This is a genomic window from Protofrankia sp. BMG5.30, from assembly GCF_001983005.1.
Lineage (GTDB): Bacteria > Actinomycetota > Actinomycetes > Frankiales > Frankiaceae > Protofrankia > Protofrankia coriariae.
The window spans coordinates 27269-52169 of sequence record NZ_MOME01000025.1 but is presented as its reverse complement, the minus strand read 5'-3'; the positions used below and the strand labels follow the sequence as shown (position 1 = coordinate 52169).

The window sequence follows — 24901 nt, the reverse complement described above, 5'->3', positions numbered from 1 at the left end:
GTTCGTGGGCTCGGGTGGGACTGTGGTTGCGGCGGAGCCGTGAATGGTTATGTTGAGCACTGTATTGATGGCTCTTCGTGACTGAGCGGGTGACTCCTCCGGAGGGCGCAGGTCGCGGAGGGCAGGTACCACGGCAACTGTGTGTGTGCGGCTGTATGTGTGCGGGCACACGGTGGACGATGGGGGGCATGGACGTTCCCGAACCACGCCGATTGGAGTACACGGAGGCGTTGCGGCGCCTGCGGCTCATGCTGGGTGACCTCGCCGAGCAGACCAGCAAGATCCTCCTCGACGCGACCAGCGCGGTGACCGGGCAGGCCGACACCGCTGGCGTGCACGCCGCGGTGGCCTGCCTGCGGGACTGCTGCCAGGACCTCGACGAGGACCTGGTGCTGCTGCTGGCCCGGCAGAATCCGGTCGCGGGGGATCTGCACCTGGTCGTGGCCGGGCTGCGCACCGCCGCGGCGGTGCAGCGGATGGCCGAGCTCGCCGACCACGTCGCCGCCACCGCCGATCTGCGGGCACCCACCGTGGTGGTCCCGGTCGGGCTGCGCCCCACCCTCAGCCAGCTCGGCCGGCTGTGCGCCGAGCAGGCGAGCAGTCTGGCCACCGCGATCTGCGCCGACGACCCGGCAGCCGCCGCCTGGCGGGTCACTGTGGGCGACGATCCCATCGACCGCATCCACCGGCAGCTGATGGCCGCCCTCACCGACCCCGGCTGGCCCCACGGCATCCAACAGGCGGTGGACCTCGCCCTGCTGTCCCGTTACTACGAGCGGTACGCCGACCAGGCCGTCACCGCCGCCCGTCAACTCGTCCGCCTGCGCTGGGTCCCGTCGGTGTCGGACAACCTGGACGATCCTGACCGGCCGGACGGTCCGGGCACCGCCGGCGATCCGGCCGGCCGGGCGCCCGCGCACCTCCTGCCAGGAGGCCGACCGGAGAGGTGACCGACAAGGGAAGATCCTGATGGTGGCGGGTATCGCTGCCTCGGTGAGGATTCCGCCTGGCAGGGGGTTCGGTCAGATGGCCAGGGCGGACAGGATAAGGGTGAGGCCGTCGTGGAACTGCTCCCGCATGTCCGCGGCGAGATGGTCGGCTACCGCGGCGAGATGCGGATAGCGGGACGCGGACGAACCGATCGCGGTGATCGGTGTCACGGTGGCGTCCGGTCCTTTCCTGGCGATGGTCGCCGCGGTGTGCCGGGCTTCGGTCAGGGCGTGCCCGAGCGTGTAGAAGAGCAGGGTCGTGTAGGCGTCGGAGGCCTGCCGGTCGGGCAGGCCTGCCTGCCGTAGCAGGCCGATCGCGTGGTTGGTCCGTTCCCAGCTGGCCTCTCCGCCGGGTGGGCGGCGCAGCACGATGGGCGCGAGTGTCGGATGCCGCAGCAGCGACCCGCGCAGCTGCGCGAAGGTCTCCCTGAGGTCGGCCCGGGGATCGCCGGTGTGGGGGAGGGGCTCGTCACCGCGCACGACCCGGTCGGCGAGGGCCTCGAGCAGCTCGTTCTTGGTCCGGAAGTGCCGGTAGACGGCGGTCGGGTCGATGTTCAGGCGTGCGCCCAGGGCCCGCATGCTGAAGCCGCCGACCCCGCCGATGTCGACGATCTCCATCGCGGTGTCGAGGAGGAGCTGCCGGGACAGCGTGCCGCGAGGGGTGCGGGTGTGGCGGGGCTGCGCGGTCTCCATACGGTCTCCCTGCGGTCTCCATCGTCGCGGTGCCTTCCGCCGGGATCGGCCAGGGCCGGTCGAGGCTGGCTGGGGCCGATCGGGATCGGTCACGTCGGCGTCCCGTCGAGATCTTTTCGGAAGACTACACCGTAGTCAACGCTGTTGACGCCACGTCTCGACAATTTGATCTTCATCGACCGGCCTGCCGTCGACCAAACGGTGATATTCACAAGATCAGATTATTGTTTTGGCGTCCAATAGTTCACTCATGGGAAACTTGTCCGGTCACTATCGCGTACACGACATCACTGTCAGACACAAGGAGCAATGACTCTTGGACAAGCCGGTGCCGCAGCCGGACGCTGAAGGCGCACGGGAGAGGGACGTCCGCGCGGACGGCTCCGGGCTCCCGCACAGGGGGCCAGCCGTTCCTGCCGAAGATCCTGTGACCCCGCCGTTCAGCGACGACTTCGAGTCGGGGGTGCACGAACTCGACCAGGAGCTCGGCACACTCCTGGTCGAGGTGAACATGCGCCCACCGGCGGAGTCCAGCGAGATCGCCCGGGCCATCGAGTCCAGGGCCGCGGCGCTGCGCGCCGGTCGCAACCCGAGCCGGACGCAGGCAATGGTGTTCGACGGGCTTGCCGCGAGGATCGCCATCACCCGCTCGGACCTGGCCGCCATGGCCGGCGACCTGCACACGGCGCAACGCATCGCCGACAGCGCCTACCGGATGGCGGTAGCGTCCCGCGACCGGGTCATGATCGGTTCGGCTCGGCGGAAGCAGGCGGCGATCGCGATGGAAGCGGGCCGGCCCGCTGAGGCCCTGCAGCTGCTCGCGGACGGGTTACGGCGCTGCCCCGAGGGCCCTGTCGCCGCCGCGCTGCTGGCCCGGCAGGTACAGGCCCACGCGCTGGCCGGAGCGCACCCGGACGTCATAGAACAGCAGACCGACAGAGCCCTGGCGGCGGCCAGCGCGCTGCCCGTCGCCGAACAGGGCATGCCCGGGCTGTTCTTCACCAGCTACCATCCGGCGGACGCCAAGGAACGGGCGTTGACCGCGAACGCGCTCGTCGGCCGGGTCCGCCGCGCTGAAAATCTCTACCGGTGGTGTGTGCCCGTCTTCGACGCGATCGACATGCCCGGCTGGTCGTCGGGTGCCCGCTTCACGCTGGCCACCGCGCTCGTCCTCGGCGGTGGGCGGCTCGACCTGGAACGATCGGCCGAACTCGTCGAGGATGCCGTCACCATCTCGCTGCACCGCCGTACCGGGGCCTTGTCGGTGAAGGCCGACCGCTGGATCGGCGCGGTCCGCCCACACGCGGCCGGAACCCGGACGATCGAGACGATCAGCCGGGTGCGGGCATGGCAACGAGGCGAACTCAGCGCCTGACCGCCGAGCCCGCGACCGCACTGAACGGATCGGGGAAGGATCCGTTCAGTGCGTCAGTGCGGGATGGCGTTCAGGAGGTCCTGGGCGCCCTGGCGGAGCAGCGCGACCGCGACCGACGCCCCCAGCGTGGTCGGGTCCGTACCGGGGCCCCACTCGTGGGCGTCCAGGACGGTCTTGCCGTCGGGGCTGAACACCTTCGCCCGCAGGGACAGCCGCCCGTCGGGCTCGGTGTGGGCGTGCCCGGCGATCGGCGAGTTGCAGTGGCCCTGCAGGACGTGCAGGAGCATGCGCTCGGCGGTGACCTGCCGCCGGGCGTCGAGATCGTCCATGCCGGCGACGAGCTGGGCGGTGTCGGTGTCGTCCTCGCGGCACTGCAGGCCGAGCACGCCGGCGCCGATCGGCGGGCACATCGTCTCCACCGAGAGGATCTCGGTGATCCGGCCCGCCTGGCCGATGCGCTCCAGGCCGGAGACGGCCAGCAGCAGCGCGTCGGCCGCGCCGTCGTCCAGCCTGGCCAGCCGGGTGTTGGCGTTGCCGCGGATCGGCACGGTCTCCAGATGCGGGTGAGACTGGGCGAGCTGGGCGATCCGGCGTACGGCGGAGGTACCGACCCGGGTGCCGGCGGGCAGCTGGTCCAGGGTGCGGCCGCCGGGGTGGATCAGGGCGTCGCGGATGTCGTCCCGGGGCAGGTAGGCGGCGAAGACGGTGCCGGCCGGGACCGGGCGGTCCCCAGGGACGTCCTTCATACAGTGCACAGCGAGATCGGCACGGYCGGCGAGCAGTGCCTCGTCGACCTCCTTGGTGAAGGCACCCTTGCCACCGAGCGCGGACAGCGGACCGGTCCACCTGTCCCCACTGGTGGTGATGGGCACGATCTCGGCGGTGAGATCGGGGTTGAGGGCTGTCAGCTCCGCGCGGACCCGCTCGGCCTGGGCAAGAGCCATCGGGGAGGAACGGGTACCAATGCGGATCAGCCGGGATGCGGACATGGCCACCAGGCTAGTTCTCCGGGCCGCCACAGGCGCCCCGAGCCCACCTGAGTGTCGCACCCGCCGCCCGCGGCCCGTCCACGGGCCACGCCCGGAGGATGCTCCGCTCCCGATCGGATACTCTGCCGCAACGGCATGGCGGAGGGCCCGTGTCTGTGTCCGAGGCGACAGTGGCCGGGCGGCCGCGGTTACGGCCGCTCCGGGCTTTCCGTCACCATTCGTCACCATCCGTCGTCGTCCGTCATTGCCTGACCGTCTGGCGGGCGGCCGTTATGGCCAGGGTGAGGGTCGCGGCGTCGTAGGCGCCGTGGTGGCGCCGGCCGTTGATGAAGAACGTCGGAGTTCCCGAGACGTCGCTGACGTCGGCGGAGGCGATGTCGCGCTCGACCCGGTCGGCGCCGGCCCTGGCGCGCAGGTCGGCCCGGAACCGCTCGAGGTCGAGCCCCAGCTCGCCCGCGTACCGCAGCAGATCCCTGACCGTGAGGGCCGACTGGCGATCGAAGAGCAGGTCGTGCATCTCCCAGAACGCGCCCTGCTCGGCCGCGGCCTCGACCGCGATGGCCGCGTACTCGGCATGGGGGTGCACCTTCGTCAGCGGCAGGTGCCGCCAGACATAGCGCAGATCGCCGAAATCCGCGAGCAGTTCGCGGACGACGGCCTCGGCCCGGCCACAGTAGGGACACTCGAAGTCGCCGTATTCGACGAGGGTCACCGGGGCGTCGAGCGGCCCCCGGATCCGGTCGCGCTCCGGGTCGACGGGCTCTGCGAGGTCGATAATGATCTCGGATACGCCGCGTTCGGCGCGGGCCCGCATCCGCGCCGGCAACATGCCCGCCACCTGGAAGACGATCCAGGAGAGCACGGACGCGGCGAGCGCCGCCGCCAGAATACCGATCTTCGCCTCCGCAAGGCGCTCGCCGGTGAACGCCATCGTCGCGATCAGCAGTGGCACGGTGAAGCCGATCCCGGCGAGCGCCCCGGCACCGGTGATCGCGTCCCAGCCGACGGGCAGGCGCACCCGGCCGTGGGTGACCGCCCTGACCAGCCACACCGAGCCGACGATGCCCACCGGTTTGCCGAGCAGGTAGCCGGCGATGATGCCGAGCGTCACGGGTGAGCGCAGCGCGCGGCCGAGGACGTCGCCGCTGATCTCGACCCCGGCGTTCGCCAGTGCGAACAGCGGGACGACGAGGTAGCTCGTCCACGGGTGGATGATCTGCTGGAGGCGTTCGTTCGGCGAGATCGCGTACCAGACGCCGACCCGGGCCCTGCGGGCGAGTTCCGGTGTCGGCTGCTCGCGGAACGACCGGAACAGGTCGGTGGCGCGCTCCAGGTCGCCGCGCTCCGCCGGGTGGGCGTAGGTCAGCAGGCCCATCGCGAGCCCGACGACGATCGGGTCGATCCCGGAGCGCAACAGCGCGACCCAGGACGCGAACCCCAGCGCGGCGTATCCCAGACCGGAGCGCATGCCCGCCACCCGCGCCGCGAGTATCACCGCGAAGATGCCGAGCCCGGTGGCGAGCGCGCTCCAGACGACGTCCTCGCTGTAGAAGACGGCGATGACGACGAGTGCGACGAAATCGTCGACGACGGTGAGTGTCAGGAGGAACGTCCGCAGCCGCTCGGGGAAGCGTGGCCCGACGACGGCGAGCACACCCAGGGCGAAGGCGGTGTCGGTGGACATCGTGATCCCCCAGCCACGCGCGGACGGTTCCCCCGCGTTGACCGCCAGGTAGATCAGGACGGGTACGGCCATCCCCGCCAGACAGGCCACGACGGGCAGGGCGAGGCGGCGTCGTTCTCGCAGCTCGCCTATGTCGAACTCGCGCCGGGTCTCCAGCCCGACGACGAAGAAGAAAAGCGCCATCAGCCCGTTGGTGACCCATTCCCGCAGGTCCTGCGCGACGCCCCGATGGCCGATCTCGATCGACAGCTCGGTTCCCCAGACCGTCTCGTACGACGCGGCGGCGACGTTCACCCAGATCAGGGCGGCGAGCGTCGCCGCCAGCAGGACCGCGGCACCACCGGTCTCGGTGCGCAGGAACTCCCGCAGCGGCGACCGGCCGCCCGGCCACGGGGTCCTGCCCGCAAGCGCCTGGCCCACCCCCCGGTCYGGTTCCGCCACACCACCGATTCTCGTTCGCCGAAGGCGGGGCGGCCGGTCACCAGCCGCGGGCGCGCCATTCGGCGAGGTGGGGGCGTTCCGCGCCAAGGGTGGTGTCGTGGCCGTGGCCCGGATAGATCCAGGTGGCGTCGGGCAGCGAGCCGAAGACCTTGCTCTCCAGATCGTCCATGAGGGATCTGAACGCGACGGGATCCCCGAACGTGGCACCCGGGCCGCCGGGGAACAGGCAGTCGCCGGTGAACAGGTGCGGCGCCGCGGAGCCGGCGCCGTAGAGCAGCGCGATGGAGCCGGCGGTGTGCCCGACCAGGTGGATGACCCGCAGGGTGACCTCGCCGACGGTCACCTCGTCGCCGTCACGCACCAGGGTCGTGGTCGCCACCGGGATGGCGCCGGCGTCGTCGGGATGCGCCACCGTGCGCGCGCCGGTGGCCGCGACCACCGCGGACAGCGCCTGCACGTGGTCGCCGTGGCGATGGCTGGTCACCACGGTCGCAAGGCCGCCGTCATCGACGAGGGCCAGCAGCGTGTCGGGCTCGTTCGCGGCGTCGATCAGGAGCTGTTCGCCCGTCGCGGCACATCGCAGCAGGTAGGCGTTGTTGTCCATCGGGCCGACCGCGACCTTGGAAATGGTCAGTTCGGGCAGCGTCCGGACGTCCGCCGGCCCACCGACACGTACCGCGCCGGTGTAGCCGTCGCCGTTGATCTCGTGTCCCATCATCCCTCGTCGGCTGTCGGTTGTACGGGTTCATCATCCTCCGCTCCGGCATCCTCCGTTCCGGAACTGTCGGAGCCGGTCCGTAGCATGGCAGGCGCGGCGGATGCCACGTCCGGCCGTGGCACGGCCGGTCCCTGGTCCCAAGCCCCACGCTTGGCCCTGGCCCCGAGCCTGGTCCCGTCCCCAGAGCAGAGCGCGAAGGATTCCCACGATGGCAGACCGTCTCGTCGTGCGCGGCGCGCGAGAGCACAACCTGCGTGACGTCGACCTCGACCTGCCGCGGGACTCACTGATCGTCTTCACCGGCCTGTCGGGTTCGGGCAAGTCCAGCCTCGCGTTCGACACGATCTTCGCCGAGGGGCAGCGACGGTACGTCGAGTCGCTGTCGGCCTACGCCCGCCAGTTCCTCGGTCAGATGGACAAACCCGACGTCGACTTCATCGAGGGCCTGTCACCGGCGGTCTCCATCGACCAGAAGTCGACCTCGCGCAACCCCCGTTCCACCGTGGGGACGATCACCGAGGTATACGACTACCTGCGGCTGCTGTTCGCGCGGGCGGGCCGGCCGCACTGCCCGAGATGCGGCCGGCCGATCTCCCGGCAGACCCCGCAGCAGATCGTCGACCGCCTGCTCGAGCTGCCCGCGGGCACCCGGTTCCAGGTGCTGGCCCCGGTCGTGCGGGGACGCAAGGGCGAGTACGTCGAGCTGTTCGCGGAGCTGCAGGCCAAGGGTTTCGCCCGGGTGCGCGTCGACGGCGGCGTCCACGCGCTCACCGACGTGCCGAAGCTGGAGAAGCAGCGCAAGCACACCATCGAGGTGGTGGTCGACCGGCTGGCGGTGAAGGCGTCCGCCAAACAGCGGCTGACGGACTCCGTCGAGACCGCGCTCGGCCTCGGGGGCGGCCTGACGCTGGTCGACTTCGTCGACCGGGATCCCGCCGATCCCGACCGCGAGCGGATGTACTCCGAGCACCTCGCCTGCCTCTACGACGACCTGTCGTTCGAGGAGCTCGAGCCGCGCTCGTTCTCCTTCAACTCCCCGTACGGCGCCTGCGCGCAGTGCTCGGGCCTGGGTACCCGCAAGGAGGTCGACCCCGACCTGGTCGTCCCCGACCCGTCGCTGTCGCTGGCAGCCGGCGCGGTCGCCCCCTGGTCGGCCGGCCACAACAAGGAGTACTTCACCCGGCTCCTCGAGGCCCTCGCCGCCGACCTCGGCTTCCGGATGGACATCCCCTGGGAGGGGCTGCCGGAACGGGCCCGCAAGGCGGTGCTGTACGGGCGGGGCGAGACCGAGGTCCAGGTCTCCTACACCAACCGCTACGGCCGCTCCCGTCAGTACTACACGGCCTTCGAGGGCGTCATCGCCTTCCTCCAGCGCCGCCACCGCGAGGCCGAGTCGGACAGCAGCCGGGAGCGCTACGAGGGCTACATGCGCGACGTCGCCTGCTCGGCCTGCCGCGGCACCCGGCTCAAACCCGAGTCGCTGGCGGTGACGCTGGGCGGCCGGTCGATCGCCGAGATCGCCGGCATGGCCATCGGGGAGTGCGCCGGCTTCCTGCGCACCCTCGAGCTCACCGAGCGGGAGCGCACGATCGCCGGCCGGGTGCTCAAGGAGATCGACGCGCGGCTGGCGTTCCTGCTCGACGTCGGCCTCGACTACCTCTCGCTGGACCGGGCCGCCGGCACCCTGGCCGGCGGTGAGGCGCAGCGGATCCGGCTCGCCACCCAGATCGGCTCCGGGCTGGTCGGCGTCCTCTACGTGCTCGACGAGCCCTCGATCGGGCTGCACCAGCGGGACAACCGCCGCCTCATCCAGACCCTGGTACGGCTGCGGGACCTCGGCAACACCCTGATCGTCGTCGAGCACGACGAGGACACGATCCGGGCCGCCGACTGGGTCGTCGACATCGGCCCCGGAGCCGGGGAGYACGGCGGGAAGGTCGTCGTCTCCGGCTCGGTGGACGCGCTGCTGTCCGCGGAGGCCTCGCTGACCGGGGCGTACCTGTCCGGCCGTCGGGAGATCCCGGTGCCCGACATCCGGCGGCAGCCGACCAGGGGCCGCGCRCTGACCGTCCACGCCGCCCGGGAGCACAACCTGCGCGAGGTGACGGTGTCGTTCCCGCTCGGCTGCTTCGTCGCGGTCACCGGCGTCTCCGGTTCGGGCAAGTCGACCCTGGTCAACGACATCCTCGCCACGGTGCTCGCGAACAGGCTCAACGGCGCCCGGGAGGTGCCGGGCCGGCACCGCACCGTCACCGGTGTCGAGCATCTCGACAAGGCCGTCCGGGTTGACCAGTCGCCGATCGGGCGCACCCCGCGTTCGAACCCGGCCACCTACACCGGCGTCTTCGACCACATCCGGCGGCTGTTCGCCGAGACCACCGAGGCCAAGGYCCGCGGCTATCTGCCCGGGCGCTTCTCGTTCAACGTCAAGGGCGGCCGGTGCGAGGCCTGCGCCGGCGACGGCACGATCAAGATCGAAATGAACTTCCTGCCGGACGTGTACGTGCCGTGCGAGGTCTGCCAGGGCGCCCGGTACAACCGGGAGACGCTCGAGGTCCACTACAAGAACCGCAGCATCGCCGAGGTCCTCGACATGCCGATCGAGGAGGCCGCGGAGTTCTTCGCCGCCGTTCCCGCGATCGCCCGGCACCTGCGCACCCTCGACGACGTGGGGCTGGGCTACGTTCGCCTCGGGCAGCCGGCGCCGACGCTGTCCGGCGGCGAGGCGCAGCGGGTCAAGCTCGCCGCCGAGCTCCAGCGGCGCTCCACCGGACGCACCGTCTACGTCCTGGACGAGCCCACCACCGGGCTGCACTTCGAGGACATCCGCAAGCTGCTCGGGGTCCTCGGTCGGCTGGTCGACGCCGGCAACACGGTGATCGTCATCGAGCACAACCTGGACGTCATCAAGACCGCCGACTGGATCATCGACATGGGGCCGGAGGGCGGCACCGGCGGCGGCCGGGTGGTCGCCGAGGGGCCGCCCGAGACGGTCGCGGCGGTCGAGGAGAGCCACACCGGCCTCTTCCTGCGGGAGATCTTCGGGCAGCGCCTGGACACGGCCCAGGGCGACGCCACGGCGCTGCCTCCGGCCACGGCATCCTCGGCGAAGACCCCGGCCGTGCGGGGGGCCGTCTCAGGTCAGCGGTCGCCCCGCGCCCCACTGCGCCCCGCCGCGGATGCCGTGGCGGGATAGCCCCCGTGGCGGGCCCGCCGCCAGCCGCCCGCGAGGTCACGGGCGGCTGGCGGGGAGGGCTCCGTCGGGGGACGGGGGATCAGTTCTCCAGCAGGTTCGCGAGGACTGCGTCCAACTCCTCGGCGGCGCGTTCCTGCCCGCGGGGAACGACCCGTTCGGTCGCGTCGAGGAACGCCCGGGCGGCGTCCATGCTCAGCCGGACGGCGGAGTGCAGCTCACCAGCGGTCAGATCGAGACGGATACAACCACGCTCGGGTTCGGGGGTGATCCGCACGTCGCCGGTGCCGGTGGGCACGTCCAGCCCGGCCCGCAGCGCGTCACGCAGGACCACCCACGTCCCGCGGGGCAGCGCGGGGTGATCAGGTCGGGAGATGAGCTCCAACGTCACCGCGAGCGGGTCGGCCCGTCGCCAGTTCACCTGCAGCACGGTCAGCCGCCCGCGGGAAGGTGCGTCATCGACGACCAACTCGGTGGTCACGTCCTCCACCTGCATCCGTCGTGCCTCCTTCGTCGTCCTGCGACGCTGTGCACCGCGGTATCGAGGGTGACAGCCAGTCAGGCAAGACGCCACCCGGAAAGCGTGGCGGGACCTGTTCGGGACCAGCCGGGACAAGGCCGGCGCCGACACTGCGGGACCCTGGCCGGGGAGGTCGTCATCTCGATGTCGTGGGGAAGGCGTCTGTCGGCTCCGCCGGCCGTACAGGGCCGGCCGGCTCCGTCGATCATATCGGCCCTGTTCCGCCGGCCGCGCTTCGCCCTGCTGGCCGTGCCTCACCAACCAGGCTTCCCCCGGCCGGCCGGAAGCGCGCCCACGTCCGGCCCACCACACCCATCCGCCACCGAGCGTCCGACGGATCATGCTTCGCACACCGCTCATGGTCTTCGAGCATGGACCCTTACACCGCTTCCCGCCGGGCGCGGTGAGCGGGTGTCCGCGAGCTGTGAGATATGCCTGCCCGCGTTCACCGCCGGGCGTGCTCGCGCCCCAGGTCACGGCCACCCCGCACGGTTAAGTGCTCAGCGTGGTGAAATGGTTACGTGGAGGTGTTGTTCTGTGCCGATCCGGCTCGCCGTAGGCTCGGTTCATGGCTGATCCGGCGTCCTACCGTCCCGCGCCGGGATCGGTTCCGGAGACCCCGGGGGTGTACCGGTTCTTCGACGAGCACGGCCGGGTGGTCTACGTGGGCAAGGCGAAGAACCTGCGCGCCCGGTTGTCGAACTACTTCACCGACATCCACAACCGGCACCCCCGCACCCAGCACATGGTGACGACCGCGAGTTCGGTCGACTGGACCGTCGTATCGACCGAGGTCGAGGCCCTTCAGCTCGAGTACACGTGGATCAAGGAGTTTGATCCCCGCTTCAACGTCCGATACCGGGACGACAAGAGCTACCCGAGCCTCGCCGTCACCCTGTACGAGCAGTTCCCGCGCCTGCAGGTGATGCGCGGCGCCAAGCGCCCCGGCGTCCGCTACTTCGGCCCCTACGCCCACGCGTGGGCCATCAGGGAGACGCTCGACCTGCTCCTGCGCGTCTTTCCGGCGCGCACGTGCAGCACGGGGGTGTTCAAACAGGCCGCCCGCATCGGCCGTCCCTGCCTGCTCGGCTACATCGACCGCTGCTCGGCGCCGTGCGTCGGCCGGGTCGACGCCGCCGAGCACCGCCGCATCGTCGAGGATTTCTGCGACTTCATGTCGGGTCAGACCGGCCGCTACATCCGCCGGCTCGAGCGCGAGATGGGCGAGGCCGCGGCCGAGCAGCGCTACGAACAGGCGGCCCGGCTGCGCGACGACATCGGCGCGCTGCGCCGGGCGATGGAGAAACAGGCGGTCGTCCTGCCCGACGGCACCGACGCCGACGTCGTCGCGTTCGCCCAGGACGAGCTCGAGGCCGCCGTGCAGATCTTCTACGTCCGCGACGGGCGGGTCCGGGGCCAGCGCGGCTGGGTCGTGGACAAGATCGAGGACCTGACGACGGGGGAGCTGGTCGAGCAGTTCCTCACCCAGGAGTACCTCTCCGACAGCACGGGCGCCTCTCCTGCCAGCGCCAGCGCCAGCGCCGGGGCCGGGGCCGGGGCGTCGTCCGCGGGCGCGGGCCGGGTGGGCACCGGGGTGACGAACGAGATCCCGCGGGAGGTGCTCGTCCCGCAGCTGCCACCGGACGCGGAGGTGGTCGCGGACCTGCTCGGCATCGCCCGCGGCGGCCGGGTCGACCTGCGGGTCCCCCGGCGCGGGGACAAGCGCACCCTGATGGAGACCGTCGAGCACAACGCCAGGCAGGCGTTCGCCCTGCACCGCATGCGGCGGRCCAGCGACCTCTCCGCCCGCAGCCGGGCGCTGTCGGAGCTTTCCGACGCCCTGGGCCTCGCCGACCCGCCGCTGCGGATCGAGTCGTTCGACATCTCCAACCTGCAGGGCACCGAGGTCGTCGCCAGCATGGTCGTCTTCGAGGACGGGCTGCCGCGCAAGTCGGAGTACCGGCGGTTCGCCATCCGCGGGGTCGACGGGCAGGACGACGTCGCGAGCATGCACGAGACGATCACCAGGCGGTTCGGCCGGTACCTCGCCGAGAAGGCCCGGACCGGGGAGTTCGCGGGCCTGCCGGACCTCGAGGATCCCGTCGGCGGCGCCGACGCCCCGGACCCGTCGGGCGCACCGGCGCTGCCGGGCTCCCCTGAGGCGGCCACGCCGGCCGGGCCGGCAGCCGGGGCAGGGTCCCCCGGCACGACGCCAGAGGCTGCCAGCGCCGCGCTGGACCCCACCACCGGCCGGCCGCGGCGCTTCGCCTACCCCCCGAACCTCGTCGTCGTCGACGGTGGCCCACCGCAGGTCGCCGCGGCGCGCCGGGCCCTCGACGCGCTCGGCATCGACAGCGGCCCTGGCGGGGTCGCCCTGTGCGGGCTGGCCAAGCGCCTGGAGGAGGTCTGGCTGCCGGACGAGGAGGATCCGGTGATCCTGCCCCGCACCAGCGAGGCGCTGTACCTGCTGCAGCGGATCCGGGACGAGGCGCACCGGTTCGCGATCACCTACCACCGGCAGAAGCGCTCGAAGAGCATGGTCCGTTCGGCCCTCGACGACATTCCCGGCCTCGGGGAGACCCGCCGCAAGGCGCTGCTGCGTGCCTTCGGCTCGCTCGCGCGGATCCGGCAGGCCACCGTCGAGCAGATCGCCGAGGTGCCGGGCATCGGCCGGCACACGGCCCGGGCGATCGTGGACGCGCTCGCTCCCACCAGCCCCGGCGGCGCGGACGCCACCCCGGGCGCGGTCGACCCGTCCACCGGAGAGATCCTGGACAGTGCGGATGCCCCGCCATCCGTGACCCAGGCAGGCACCCCCGCGCCATCCACTACCGCCCGCGCCACCGCCCCTGACCCCGGTCCCGACGCCACACAGACACGGGGTGTTCCCACATGACCTCCGCCGCGCCACTCGAGCTCGCCATCATCACCGGGCTGTCCGGAGCCGGCCGCAGCACCGCGGCCAAGTGTCTGGAGGATCTCGGCTGGTTCGTCGTGGACAACCTGCCGCCGGCGCTGCTGGCCACCATGACCGAGCTCGGGCTGCGTTCCCAGGGCGCGGTCAACCGCATCGCGGTGGTCGTGGACGTCCGCGGCCGGGCGTTCTTCTCCGACCTGCGCGCGACCCTGGACGCGCACTCCGCCCGCGGCATGCACCCGCGGGTGCTGTTCCTGGAGGCTGCGGACGAGACGCTGGTGCGCCGGTTCGACCATGTCCGCCGGCCGCATCCGCTGCAGGGCGACGGCCGGGTGGTCGACGGCATCAGCCGCGAGCGCACGTTACTGGCGCAGCTGCGCGGCGAGTCCGACCTGGTGCTGGACACCACCGACCTCAACGTCCACGAGCTGCGCGCGAAGATCGACGCGGCGTTCGGCCAGCCGTCGGGGACCAGGCTGGCCGCGACGGTGGTCTCTTTCGGCTACAAGTACGGTCTTCCRCTCGACGCCGACCTGGTGGCCRACTGCCGGTTCCTGCCGAACCCCCACTGGGTGGCGGAACTGCGGCCGTACACCGGCCGTGACCCGCAGGTGCGTGACTACGTCCTCGAGCAACCCGGGGCGGAGGAGTTCGTCGAACAGTACGCGGCGCTGCTGCGGCTGGTGGGGGAGGGATATGTGCGTGAGGGCAAGCGGTATCTGACGCTCGCGGTGGGCTGTACCGGCGGCAAGCACCGCAGTGTGGCAGTGGCCGAACAGCTCGCCGGGCGGCTCGCCGGGGACGGCGTCGGCGTCCGGGTGGTGCACCGTGACCTGGGGCGCGAGTGACCGTCATCGATCAGGCGCCGCTGCCCGGCCCCGCGGTGGTGGCCTTTGGCGGGGGGCACGGGCTGGCCGCGTCCCTGCGGGCGCTGCGGCGCATCACCCACCATCTCACCGCGGTTGTGACTGTGGGTGATGACGGGGGTTCGTCGGGTCGGCTGCGGGCCGAGTTCGGCGCGCTGCCCATGGGCGACCTGCGGATGGCGTTGGCCGCCCTGGCCGGCCCGGACACCTGGTCGTCCACCTGGGCGGAGCTGTTCCAGCACCGGTTCGGCGGGGACGGGCCGCTGGCCGGGCACGCCGTCGGCAACCTGGTGCTCACCGCGCTCGCCGAGCGGCACGGCTCCCCGGTGGACGCGCTCGACCTGGCCGGCAGGCTGCTGGGGGTGGCCGGCCGGGTACTGCCGCTGTCCGACGACGGCATCGACATCGTCGCCCGGGTCGCCGGCCTCGATCCGGCCGACCCGCACGCCACGGTGGAGGTCCGCGGCCAGGCGGCGGTGGCCACCACGGCCGGGCGGGTGGTGAGCCTGTGTCTGCAGCCGGCCAAGCCCGCTGCCTGCCCGCAGGTGCTCACCGCGATCGACACCGCCGAGTGGATCGTGTTCGGCCCGGGGTCGCTCTACACCAGCGTGCTGCCCCACCTGCTGGTGCCCGAGATCACCGACCGGCTGCTCGGCTCGCCGGCCCGCCGGGTCATGGTGCTCAACCTGGTGCCGCAGCCGGGTGAGACCGAGGGCTACCCGCCGGAGGAGCACCTGCGGGTCATCGGGACGCACGCGCCGGAGCTGGCCCTCGACGTGGTGATCGCCGATCCCGACGCGGTGCCCGACCCGGTCGCGCTCGCCCACGCCTCGGCCGGGCTGGGGGCGCGGCTGCACCTGGTGCCCGTCGCCCATCCCGGCGAACCGCGGCACGACCCCCGACGGCTGGCCACCGCGTTCGAGACGGTGTTCGGGCTGACGCCGGGCAGCCGGCCGGCACGACCGGGGCAGCCGGGGCGGGAAGAGCATGCAGGAAGAACAGGGATCTTCCGATCGGGCCACGGGCCCTCGACCGGCGCCGCGTCCGGTGGCGCGCGGGCAGGCGCYGGGCGGCCGGTCGGGAACGACGAGCTTGTCAGCGACGAGGCGGCATCGACCGGTGGGACGCGCGGTGGCCCCGCCACCGCCGGCCGGTCGCGTGAAGGTGAGGAATGATTCGTGTGGCTGCAATGACCGCCACCGTCAAGGACGAGCTCAGCCGGTTGCGGGTGGCCAAGCCGTGTTGTCGCCGCGCGGAGATGGCCGCGCTGCTGCGTTTCGGCGGCGGGCTGCACATCGTGCGCGGTCGTATCGTCGTCGAGGCCGAGCTCGACGCGGGTGCCACCGCGCGGCGGCTGCGCCGGGAGATCGCCGAGGTCTTCGGCTTCCCGTCCGGTATCGCGGTGCTCGCCGCCGGCGGGCTGCGCCGGTCGGTGCGTTACATCGTCCGGGTGGAACGCGACGGTGAGCAGCTCGCCCGGTCGACCGGGCTGCTCGACCAGCGGGGCCGGCCGGTGCGCGGGCTGCCGCCGCAGGTCGTCACGGGCGCGTCCTGTGATGCCGCGGCGGCGTGGCGCGGGGCGTTCCTGGCGCACGGCTCGTTGACCGAGCCGGGCCGGTCGTGCTCGCTGGAGATCACTTCGCCGGGGCCGGAGGCGGCGCTCGCGCTGGTCGGCGCGGCCCGGCGGCTGGGGGTGGCGGCCAAGAGCCGGGACGTGCGCGGGGTGGACCGGGTGGTGATCCGGGATGGGGACGCGATCAGCGCGCTGCTGACGAAGATCGGCGCCCACGACAGCCTGCTGGCCTGGGAGGAGCGTCGGATGCGCCGGGAGGTGCGGGCGACCGCGAACCGCCTGGCGAACTTCGACGACGCCAACCTGCGCCGTTCCGCCCGGGCGGCGGTGGCGGCCGGGGCCCGGGTCCAGGCGGCGTTGAAGATCCTGGGGGACGACGCGCCCGGTCATCTGCTCGCGGCCGGCCGGCTGCGTCTGGAGCACGCACAGGCGTCCCTGGAGGAGCTGGGCGCGCTCGCGGACCCGCCGTTGACCAAGGACGCGGTGGCCGGCCGTATCCGGCGGCTGCTCGCGCTGGCGGACAAGCGGGCGCACGCGCTCGGGCTGCCGAACACCGAGGCGAGTGTCTCTCCGGATCTTCTCGAGAACGCCTAGCGAACGGGCCACCAACTACGCGATCATGGTCTTTCCGTGCTGTCGCGGATGCGGAGCTCGACGCGTCAGCGGTGCCGGCTGGTATATCCTTAGCAATACTAAGTAAAAGGGATATTACCGTCTCCGCCGGGATGGCCGGATGGGGCGGTCGGACGGCGGCGCGGCGATCAGACGGCAACTAGACGGCCACCGGACGGCTACCAGGTGGCAGCCAGATAACGATGTCGTGGCAATCGGGTGACAACCAGGTGACAGCAAGGTGGCACCTGGGCGGCAGTCAGGTGGCGGTCGGATGACGACCGGTGGCAACGATCGGAAAAGCAGCGACCGGCTGGAGGGAGCTGCCGGCCGGCCGGCGGGGCGCGCTCATCGGCTCCGCCCGCGCAACCGTCGGCCCCGCGGGCCCTGACCACGTCGGTGAGAGCATGCTTCTTCTCTCTGACGCAGGCCCGAAAGGCCCGGCACACGCCAGGATGGTCCGCGAGGGAACGCGGCAAGGAGGAGATATGGACAGCTTCGGCAGCACAGGTCATCTCAAAGTCGGTGACCATACGTATACGATCCGCCGGCTGGACGCGGTGCCCGGAGCCGACCGGCTGCCCTACAGCCTGCGCGTCCTGCTGGAGAACCTGCTGCGCACCGAGGACGGTGCCAACATCACGGCCGATCATGTCAACGCGYTCGCGTCCTGGGACCCGGCCGCCGAACCGAGCCAGGAGATCCAGTTCACACCGGCTCGGGTGATCATGCAGGACTTCACCGGGGTGCCGTGCGTGGTCGACCTCGCCGCCATGCGCGAGGCCATGGTGGCCCTCGGCGGGGATCCGGCGAAGATCAATCCGCTGGCGCCCGCCGAGCTGGTGATCGACCACTCGATCATCGCGGACGTCTTCGGCCGCGCGGACGCCTTCGYCCGCAACGCCGAGCTGGAGTTCGGCCGCAACCGTGAGCGCTACCAGTTCTTGCGGTGGGGCCAGGCGGCCTTCGACAACTTCACCGTCGTCCCGCCGAACACCGGGATCGTCCACCAGGTCAACCTGGAGTACCTCGCCCGGGTGGTCTTCACCAGGGACACCCCCGACGGTCGGCTGGCCTACCCGGACACGCTGGTCGGCACCGACAGCCACACCACGATGATCAACGGGCTCGGGGTGCTCGGCTGGGGTGTCGGTGGCATCGAGGCCGAGGCCGCCATGCTCGGCCAGCCGGTCAGCATGCTCATCCCGACCGTGGTCGGCTTCAAGCTCACCGGCGAGCTCGTCCCCGGCACCACCGCCACCGACCTGGTCCTCACCATCACCGAGAAGCTGCGCCAGCACGGTGTGGTCGGCCGTTTCGTCGAGTTCTACGGCGAGGGCGTGGGCAACGTCCCGCTGGCGAACCGGGCCACCATCGGCAACATGAGCCCCGAGTACGGCTCGACCTGCGCGATCTTCCCGGTGGACGCGGAGACGCTGGCCTACCTGCGGCTGACCGGCCGTCCCCAGGAGCAGATCGACCTGGTCGAGGCCTACACCAAGGAGCAGGGGCTGTGGCACGATCCCGGCCACGAGCCGGTGTACACGACCACCCTTGAGCTCGACCTGTCCACGATCGAGCCGTCGCTGGCCGGGCCGCGGCGCCCGCAGGACAGAGTGCCCCTGCGTACCGCCAAGACCGCCTTCCGCACGGCGCTTACGGACTACGCCGGCTCCTCCGCGACCGCCCCGGCCGCGCTGGTCAACGGTGGCGCGGACGAGGCCAGCGCCGAGTCCTTCCCCGCCAGCGACCCCGCGGCCGCGTTCGCGGACAAGGCCGGCGACGCGCCCGTGTCGTCCAACGGTGTCGCCGGTGACGTCGCCGACCGCCCGTCCAGCCCGACCCGGGTGACGCTCGCGGACGGCACCAGCTTCGAAATCGACCACGGCGCGGTCGCGATCGCCGCGATCACCTCGTGTACGAACACCTCCAACCCGCAGGTGATGATCGGCGCGGCGATCCTGGCCCGCAACGCCGTCGAGCGCGGCCTGACCCGCAGGCCGTGGGTCAAGACCACCCTCGCCCCGGGCTCCAAGGTCGTCATGGACTACTACGAGCGCGCCGGGCTCACCCCGTACCTGGACAAACTCGGCTTCAACCTGGTCGGGTACGGGTGCACCACCTGCATCGGCAACTCCGGCCCGCTGCAGGAGGAGATCAGCCAGGGTGTGAACGACGGTGACCTGGCGGTGGTCAGCGTCCTGTCCGGCAACCGCAACTTCGAGGGCCGGATCAATCCGGACGTCAAGATGAACTACCTGGCGTCCCCGCCGCTGGTCGTCGCCTACGCGCTGGCCGGCACGATGGACATCGACCTGACCAGCGACCCGCTCGGCACCGACAGCGCCGGCAACCCGGTCTACCTGCGGGACATCTGGCCGAGCGAGGCCGAGGTCGCCGAGGTGGTCGGCGACGCGATCCGCTCGGAGATGTTCACCGAGGACTACGGCGACCTCACCGGGGACAAGCAGTGGCAGTCGCTGCCCACCGGCGACGGGGGCGAGGTCTCCCAGACCTTCGCCTGGGCCCCTGACTCGACCTACGTCCGCCACCCCCCGTACTTCGAGGGGATCTCGGCGACGCCGGCGCCGCGCCCGGACATCGTCGGCGCCCGGGTGCTGGCGCTGCTGGGCGACTCGGTGACCACCGACCACATCTCACCCGCCGGCTCCATCAAGCGGGACTCGCCGGCCGGTCGCTATCTCGTCGAGCACGGGGTCGACCCGAAGGACTTCAACTCCTACGGCTCCCGCCGGGGCAACCACGAGGTGATGATCCGCGGGACGTTCGCCAACATCCGGCTGCGCAACCGGCTCGTGCCCGGCGTCGAGGGCGGGGTCACCCGCTACCTGCCCGACGGCGAGCAGTTGGCGATCTACGATGCGGCGCAGAAGTACGCCGCCGCCGAGGTGCCGCTGGTCATCCTCGCCGGCAAGGAGTACGGCTCGGGCTCGTCGCGTGACTGGGCGGCCAAGGGCACGGCACTGCTCGGTGTCCGCGCCGTGATCGCCGAGTCGTACGAGCGCATCCACCGCTCCAACCTGATCGGGATGGGGGTCCTGCCGCTGCAGTTCCCGCCCGGGGAGTCGGTCACCTCGTTCGGCCTGACCGGGGAGGRGACGTTCACCATCGTCGGGCTCGCGGACGTCGACGAGCGGACCGCCACCCTCACCGTCCAGGCGGACGACAGGCGTTTCGACGCGGTCGTGCGCATCGACACGCCGGGGGAGGCGGAGTACTACCGCAACGGCGGCATCCTGCCCTACGTTCTGCGTTCGCTGCTGGTCCAGTAGCACGCGACCGGGCAACGGGGCCCGGGCTGTCACCGCGCGCCGGCGCGGGCGGGGGCGGGCGAACGGGTGCCGGGACCGGTGCGACAAGGCCGCCGAGAGTGCTTGCAGAGGCTCTCGGCGGCCTTTGCGCGTTCGCCCCGGCCGCCCGGCCGGGGGTCAGAGCCCGTCCGGGCGGTGGCGGGCCGTTCCCCTCACGGAGAGCGCCGGGAGGAACGCCCAACCGAACACGATCATCAATACCAGGACTACGCCGGATCATGAGATGAATGTGCCGGACTGTTTGCTTTGGGGGTGTTGCGTCCCCATGTGTGCCACCCGATATCGTTTGACACAGCACCAGCGCACCCCAGAGACCAGCGCCAGCCCAGTGTCTCTGTCCCCCAGAAGACACACGTCGGATCGAAACGCCCAGTCCTGCCCTGATCCGATGTCCCCTCCGAGTAGTCAAAGGTAGGAGTGAGGCCCCCGATCCTGACGATTTGCCCCCGAATCGTCGCCGAACCATGTCCACGTCATGGTTCGAAAGTCAGGGATCGCGGTGCCTTGCGGGCGTACGGGAAGGAACACGTGTTGCTCCCACGTGGCGTGATCCGCTTCCCCGCGAGCGGGGAATCCGCTGGTCGCGGTCGCCATCGTGATCAGGCATCGGTGGACGAGGCCGATCACGAATCCCTGTACCGCCGGATCTGGCTGAGCCCACAGTCCCGCCGGGTCGCCACCATCGCCGCGGTCACGACCGGGACCCTGGCCGCGTCGACCGCGGGCTTTGCCGCGACGATGCCGGGCCCGGGTGGCAACGCCTCGTTGGAGCCCGCCGCCACCACCGACACCGCCGCCGCCTCGGTGATCGGCGGCGGGTCGCGCGCAAGTACCCTGGCCGCGTCCGCCGTCGGGCTGGCCAGCCGGATCGGCGACCCGGATCCGACCCTCACCGAGGTGTCGATCGTCCCGGACCGTACGGCCATCGCACCGGACGCCCCCGTCGTCTTCACCGTCCGCGCCACCCAGATCGGCACCAACCAACCCGTCAGCAACCAGCGGATCCGGATCGCGGTGGCGAACGGGCCGCAGTGGACCACCACCGCCCAGCTACAGACCGACGCCAGCGGAACCGCGAAGATCAGCACGCGGCTGCTGTCCACCACGACRCTGACCGCGGTGTTCGACGGCACCAACGCCCTGCGCCCGTCACTGGCCAGCGCGACCACCGTCACGGTGCGCAGCCCCAYGACCTCCAGTTCGGCCGCCGGTTCGACCACCGGCAGGTCGACGACGACCCCCACGGTCATCCCGGGCAGCTCCATCGGCCAGAAGATCGTCTACCTCGCCTCGCTGCAGAAGGGCAAGCCCTACGTCTACGGCGCGGCCGGCCCCAACGCCTTCGACTGCTCCGGGTACTCGCAGTACGTGTTCAAGCAGCTCGGCCGATATCTCCCCCGGACGGCGCAGCAGCAGTTCGACGCCTCCATCCGCATCCCCAAGGCGGCCAAGCAGCCCGGCGACCTGATCTTCTTCGGCTCGCCGGACAACATCACGCACATGGGCATCTACGCGGGCAACGGCTACATGTGGGCCGCTCCCCAGACCGGGCGGACGATCAATCTCCAGCCCATCTACACCAGCACCTACTGGGTGGGACGTTTCCTGTAGAGCACGGCTGGCAGCCGCCCGTCGTCTAACCTTCTCCCTGTGCGGTGGGCGGCGTCACCGCCCTGCTGTCCTACAGGAGAGGAGGTGCCGAGCGTGACCGCTACGGCAGCCCCCTCCGACCGGGTGCTCACGATCCCGAACCTGCTCTCCGCCCTGCGGCTGGTCGGGGTCCCCGTCTTCCTGTGGCTGGCGCTGGGACCCCACGCCGACGGGGCGGCGCTCGGCGTTCTCGCCTTTGCCGGTGTCAGCGACTACCTCGACGGCAAGCTCGCCCGGGCACTCGGGCAGACCAGTCGGCTGGGCACCCTGCTCGACCCGCTCGCCGACCGTCTCTACATCTTCGCGACGATCATTGCTCTTACGCTGCGTGACATCGTCCCCTGGTGGTTCGCGGCGCTGCTCGTCGGCCGGGACGTCCTGATCGCGGTCGCCATACCACCGGTGCTGCGGCGGCTGGGGTACGGTCCGGCGCTGCCCGTGCACTACCTGGGCAAGGCCGCGACCTTCAACCTCCTCTACGCCTTCCCGCTGCTGCTGCTCTCGGCCGGGGACGGCTGGCTGGCCACCGCATCCCGCCCGTTCGGCTGGGCGTTCGCCGTCTGGGGCGTGGCCCTGTACTGGTGGTCGGGGATCCTCTACGGCGTGCAGTTGCGCCGGCTCGTCCGGGCGGCCCGCGGCCCACGGCCGCCGCTGCGCCCGCGCGGGGATCCGGGGCAGCCGGAGGAAGCCGGTCGGCTGGACGCGGAGGTGGGCCGGTGAGAGCCGTCGTCATGGCGGGCGGGGAGGGGACCCGGCTGCGCCCGATAACGGCCAACCAGCCCAAACCGCTGCTCCCCGTCGTCAACCGGCCGATCATGGAGCATGTGCTGCGGCTGCTGCGACGGCACGGGGTCGACGAGACCGTGGTCACCCTGCAGTTCCTCGCCGCCCACGTCCGCGCCTACTTCGGTGACGGCGACGAGCTGGGGATGCGCCTGTCGTACGCCACCGAGACCACGCCGCTGGGGACCGCTGGCAGCGTCAAGAACGCGCAGGACGCGCTGCGTCACGACCCCTTCCTGGTGATCAGCGGGGACGCGCTCACCGACATCGACCTGACCGCCCTGATGGCTCACCACCGCAAGAGCGGGGCGCTGGTCACCGTCGCGCTCAAGTCCGTCCCGAACCCGCTGGAGTTCGGGATCGTCATCACCTCCGACGACGGCCGGATCGCCCGCTTCCTGGAGAAGCCGACCTGGGGGCAGGTGTTCTCCGACACGGTCAACACCGGCATCTACGTCATGGAGCCGGAGGTTCTCGACCACGTTCCCCCCGGCGAGCGGGTGGACTGGTCCGGTGAGGTGTTCCCGAAGCTCGTCGCCGCCGGGGCACCGCTGTTCGGCCACGTCGTCGCCGGCTACTGGGAGGACGTCGGTACCCTCGACAGCTTCCTGCGGGTCCAGGCCGACGTGCTCGACGGCAAGGTCGACGTGGACATCGGCGGGTTCGAGGTCTCGCCGGGGGTGTGGATCGGCCGGGACGCCGACGTCCACCCCGACGCGCTGCTCGCCGGACCGCTGGTCGTCGGCGACTACACCAAGGTCGAGGCCGGCGCCGAACTGCGTGAGTTCACCGTTGTCGGCAGCAACGTCATGGTCAAGTCCGGTGCCTTCCTGCACCGGGCGGTGGTCCAGGACAACGCCCAGATCGGGCCGCGGACGCACCTGCGCGGCTGTGTGATCGGCAAGAGCACCGACGTGCTGCGGGCCGCGCGGGTCGAGGAGGGCGCGGTCATCGGGGACGAGTGCGTGATCGAGGAGGAGGCGTTCGTCTCCCACGACGTCAAGATCTACCCGTTCAAGACGATCGAGGCCGGGGCGGTCGTCAACACCAGCGTGATCTGGGAGTCCCGGGGGCAGCGTTCGCTGTTCGGCCCCCGCGGGGTGTCGGGGCTGGTCAACGTCGAGATCACACCGGAGCTGGTGGTCCGGCTCGGCAGCGCGTACGCCACGACCCTGCGCAAGGGCTCGACGGTGACCACCGCCCGGGACACCTCCCGGGCCGCCCGGGCGCTCAAACGCGCGGTGACCAGCGCGCTGACCGCCAGCGCGATCGACGTGCGGGACCTGGAGGTCGCGCCGATGCCGCTGGTCCGCTTCGACGTCCGTTCCTCCGACGCGGCCGGCGGCGTCGTCATCCGCGCGACCGCGGGGGRCGCCGAACGCGTCGACATCATCTTCCTGGACGCCGAGGGGAGCGACCTTTCCCCCGCCGTCCAGCGCACGCTCGACCGGGTCGTCAACCGCCAGGAGTTCCGGCGGGCCTTCCCCGACGAGATCGGGGAGCTGCGTTTCCCGGCCCGCACCGCCGGCAGCTACGCCCGGGACCTGCTCGACCGGGTGGACACCTCCGGCCTGGCCGAGGCCGGCCTGAAGATCGTGATCGACGCGGCGGGGGGAACGGCGGCGCTGGTCCTGCCCACCTTGCTGGGACATCTCGGGGTGGACGCGCTCACCGTCAACGGCCGGCTGGACCAGACCGTCCAGACCCATCCGCCCGATGCCCGTCACCGGCACGCGCTGGACCGGCTCGGCGAGCTGGTGGCCAGCTCCCGGGCCGCGTTCGGGGTCCGCTTCGACCACATCGGCGAACGGATCACGATCGTGGACGAGCGGGGTGACCCGATCGATGACGAGCGCGCGCTGCTGGTCTTCCTCGACCTGGTCGCCGCCGAGAACCGCGGGGCCGAGGTCGTGCTGCCGGTGACGACCACGCGGGTCGCCGACCAGGTGACCCGCTTCCACGGGCTGACGGTGCGACGGACGTCGCTGTCCGCCGCAGACCTGACCCGGGCCGCGGCCGACCCGGGCGTCGTCTTCGCCGCGGACGGCCGCGGGGGCTTCGTCGTCCCCGAGTTCGCCTCCGCGATCGACGGCCTGGCCGCGTTTGTCAGGCTGGCCGCCCTGGTCGCCCGGACCAGGCTGACCCTCAGCGCCATCGACGCGCGTATTCCACCGGTCTCCGTCCTGCGCCGTTCCGTGGCGACACCGTGGGCAACCAAGGGGACGGTGATGCGCCGGATCGTGGAATCGGTCGACCCCGACGGGGGATGCACGATCGACACCACCGACGGTGTCCGGGTGATACGGCCGGACGGCTCCTGGGTGCTGGTGCTGCCCGACCCGRCCGAAGCCGTCACCCACCTGTGGGCCGAGGGAAGCGCCACCACCGACGCCGACCAGCTCCTCCAGCGCTGGAGCGGCGTGGTGGGGGAATCTTCGTAGTTGTTCCGCGGGGATGTGCCGGATGTAGGTGGGTGTGTCGCGGTGCCGCATTGCGACGGCTTGCGATGCCCCGCTACGCTCGGCCCGCCGGGTAGCTGGCCGGCCATGGTGTCCAGCAGTGTCTG

The 24901-nt window shown here is 71.5% G+C and carries 16 protein-coding genes; 11 read left to right on the top strand and 5 right to left on the bottom strand.

Going from position 1 to position 24901, the window contains the following annotated elements:
- Window positions 1-188: 188 nt before the first annotated feature.
- Complete coding sequence (locus BL254_RS15195) at window positions 189-950, top strand: PhoU domain-containing protein (protein WP_052914657.1); 762 nt, start codon at window positions 189-191, stop codon at window positions 948-950.
- 72 nt (window positions 951-1022) lie between these two features.
- Here BL254_RS15195 and BL254_RS15190 read toward each other — a convergent pair whose 3' ends face one another.
- Window positions 1023-1682 carry a TetR/AcrR family transcriptional regulator gene (locus BL254_RS15190; RefSeq protein WP_013873504.1) on the bottom strand — a complete coding sequence of 220 codons (660 nt, stop codon included), beginning with the start codon at window positions 1680-1682 and terminating at the stop codon, window positions 1023-1025.
- Between the two features lie 427 nt (window positions 1683-2109).
- Here BL254_RS15190 and BL254_RS15185 point away from each other — a divergent pair, with 427 nt between their 5' ends.
- The gene (locus BL254_RS15185) at window positions 2110-3057 is read left to right on the top strand and encodes a hypothetical protein (protein ID WP_047223464.1); all 948 of its coding nucleotides are present in this window, start codon (window positions 2110-2112) and stop codon (window positions 3055-3057) included.
- Between the two features lie 53 nt (window positions 3058-3110).
- Here the strand turns inward: BL254_RS15185 and hemC are convergent, their stop codons facing one another.
- The 3 genes from hemC to BL254_RS15170 form a co-directional block, all read right to left on the bottom strand.
- Entirely contained in the window at window positions 3111-4046 is a 936-nt protein-coding gene (hemC, locus tag BL254_RS15180; protein WP_076843730.1) for a hydroxymethylbilane synthase, read from the bottom strand.
- A gap of 241 nt (window positions 4047-4287) precedes the next feature.
- Window positions 4288-6171 carry a Na+/H+ antiporter NhaA gene (gene nhaA / locus BL254_RS15175; protein ID WP_083731112.1) on the bottom strand — a complete coding sequence of 628 codons (1884 nt, stop codon included), beginning with the start codon at window positions 6169-6171 and terminating at the stop codon, window positions 4288-4290.
- 37 nt (window positions 6172-6208) lie between these two features.
- The gene (locus BL254_RS15170; protein ID WP_235433562.1) at window positions 6209-6886 is read right to left on the bottom strand and encodes an MBL fold metallo-hydrolase; all 678 of its coding nucleotides are present in this window, start codon (window positions 6884-6886) and stop codon (window positions 6209-6211) included.
- 211 nt (window positions 6887-7097) lie between these two features.
- On the opposite strand from BL254_RS15170, the gene uvrA reads away from it, so the two are divergent.
- Window positions 7098-10085: an excinuclease ABC subunit UvrA gene (gene uvrA / locus BL254_RS15165; RefSeq protein ID WP_076843678.1), complete on the top strand. Its 2988-nt coding sequence runs from the start codon at window positions 7098-7100 to the stop codon at window positions 10083-10085.
- Between the two features lie 79 nt (window positions 10086-10164).
- On the opposite strand, the gene BL254_RS15160 is transcribed toward uvrA, so the two are convergent.
- Entirely contained in the window at window positions 10165-10578 is a 414-nt protein-coding gene (locus BL254_RS15160) for an SsgA family sporulation/cell division regulator (RefSeq protein ID WP_013873510.1), read from the bottom strand.
- A 592-nt stretch (window positions 10579-11170) separates the two neighbouring features.
- Between BL254_RS15160 and uvrC the strand changes: the two genes are divergently transcribed.
- The 8 genes from uvrC to BL254_RS15120 all read left to right on the top strand — a co-directional run bounded on the left by uvrC (window position 11171) and on the right by BL254_RS15120 (window position 24776).
- Entirely contained in the window at window positions 11171-13498 is a 2328-nt protein-coding gene (gene uvrC, locus BL254_RS15155; protein WP_076843676.1) for an excinuclease ABC subunit UvrC, read from the top strand.
- A complete protein-coding gene (gene rapZ, locus BL254_RS15150) occupies window positions 13495-14367 on the top strand; it encodes an RNase adapter RapZ (RefSeq protein ID WP_076843674.1) in 873 nt (290 codons plus the stop codon). Before uvrC ends, rapZ begins: the two co-directional genes overlap by 4 nt.
- Entirely contained in the window at window positions 14364-15560 is a 1197-nt protein-coding gene (yvcK, locus tag BL254_RS15145; protein ID WP_076843672.1) for a uridine diphosphate-N-acetylglucosamine-binding protein YvcK, read from the top strand. The genes rapZ and yvcK overlap by 4 nt, the downstream gene beginning before the upstream one ends.
- A complete protein-coding gene (gene whiA / locus BL254_RS15140; RefSeq protein ID WP_013873514.1) occupies window positions 15557-16552 on the top strand; it encodes a DNA-binding protein WhiA in 996 nt (331 codons plus the stop codon). Before yvcK ends, whiA begins: the two co-directional genes overlap by 4 nt.
- A gap of 506 nt (window positions 16553-17058) precedes the next feature.
- Entirely contained in the window at window positions 17059-19863 is a 2805-nt protein-coding gene (locus BL254_RS15135) for an aconitate hydratase (RefSeq protein WP_076843670.1), read from the top strand.
- 648 nt (window positions 19864-20511) lie between these two features.
- Window positions 20512-21513, top strand: coding sequence for a C40 family peptidase (locus tag BL254_RS15130; protein ID WP_076843668.1), 1002 nt, complete (start codon window positions 20512-20514; stop codon window positions 21511-21513).
- A gap of 93 nt (window positions 21514-21606) precedes the next feature.
- Entirely contained in the window at window positions 21607-22272 is a 666-nt protein-coding gene (locus tag BL254_RS15125; protein WP_076843666.1) for a CDP-alcohol phosphatidyltransferase family protein, read from the top strand.
- A gap of 11 nt (window positions 22273-22283) precedes the next feature.
- Window positions 22284-24776: a mannose-1-phosphate guanyltransferase gene (locus BL254_RS15120; protein ID WP_076843728.1), complete on the top strand. Its 2493-nt coding sequence runs from the start codon at window positions 22284-22286 to the stop codon at window positions 24774-24776.
- Window positions 24777-24901: the final 125 nt, after the last annotated feature.

What these genes read in the sequence shown, in the direction of transcription:
- BL254_RS15195 (WP_052914657.1), top strand. Translation starts at nt 189, where the DNA reads ATGGACGTTCCCGAACCACGCCGATTGGAGTACACGGAGGCGTTGCGG.
- BL254_RS15190 (WP_013873504.1), bottom strand. Translation starts at nt 1,682, where the DNA reads ATGGAGACCGCGCAGCCCCGCCACACCCGCACCCCTCGCGGCACGCTG.
- BL254_RS15170 (WP_235433562.1), bottom strand. Translation starts at nt 6,886, where the DNA reads ATGGGACACGAGATCAACGGCGACGGCTACACCGGCGCGGTACGTGTC.
- BL254_RS15160 (WP_013873510.1), bottom strand. Translation starts at nt 10,578, where the DNA reads ATGCAGGTGGAGGACGTGACCACCGAGTTGGTCGTCGATGACGCACCT.
- whiA (WP_013873514.1), top strand. Translation starts at nt 15,557, where the DNA reads ATGATTCGTGTGGCTGCAATGACCGCCACCGTCAAGGACGAGCTCAGC.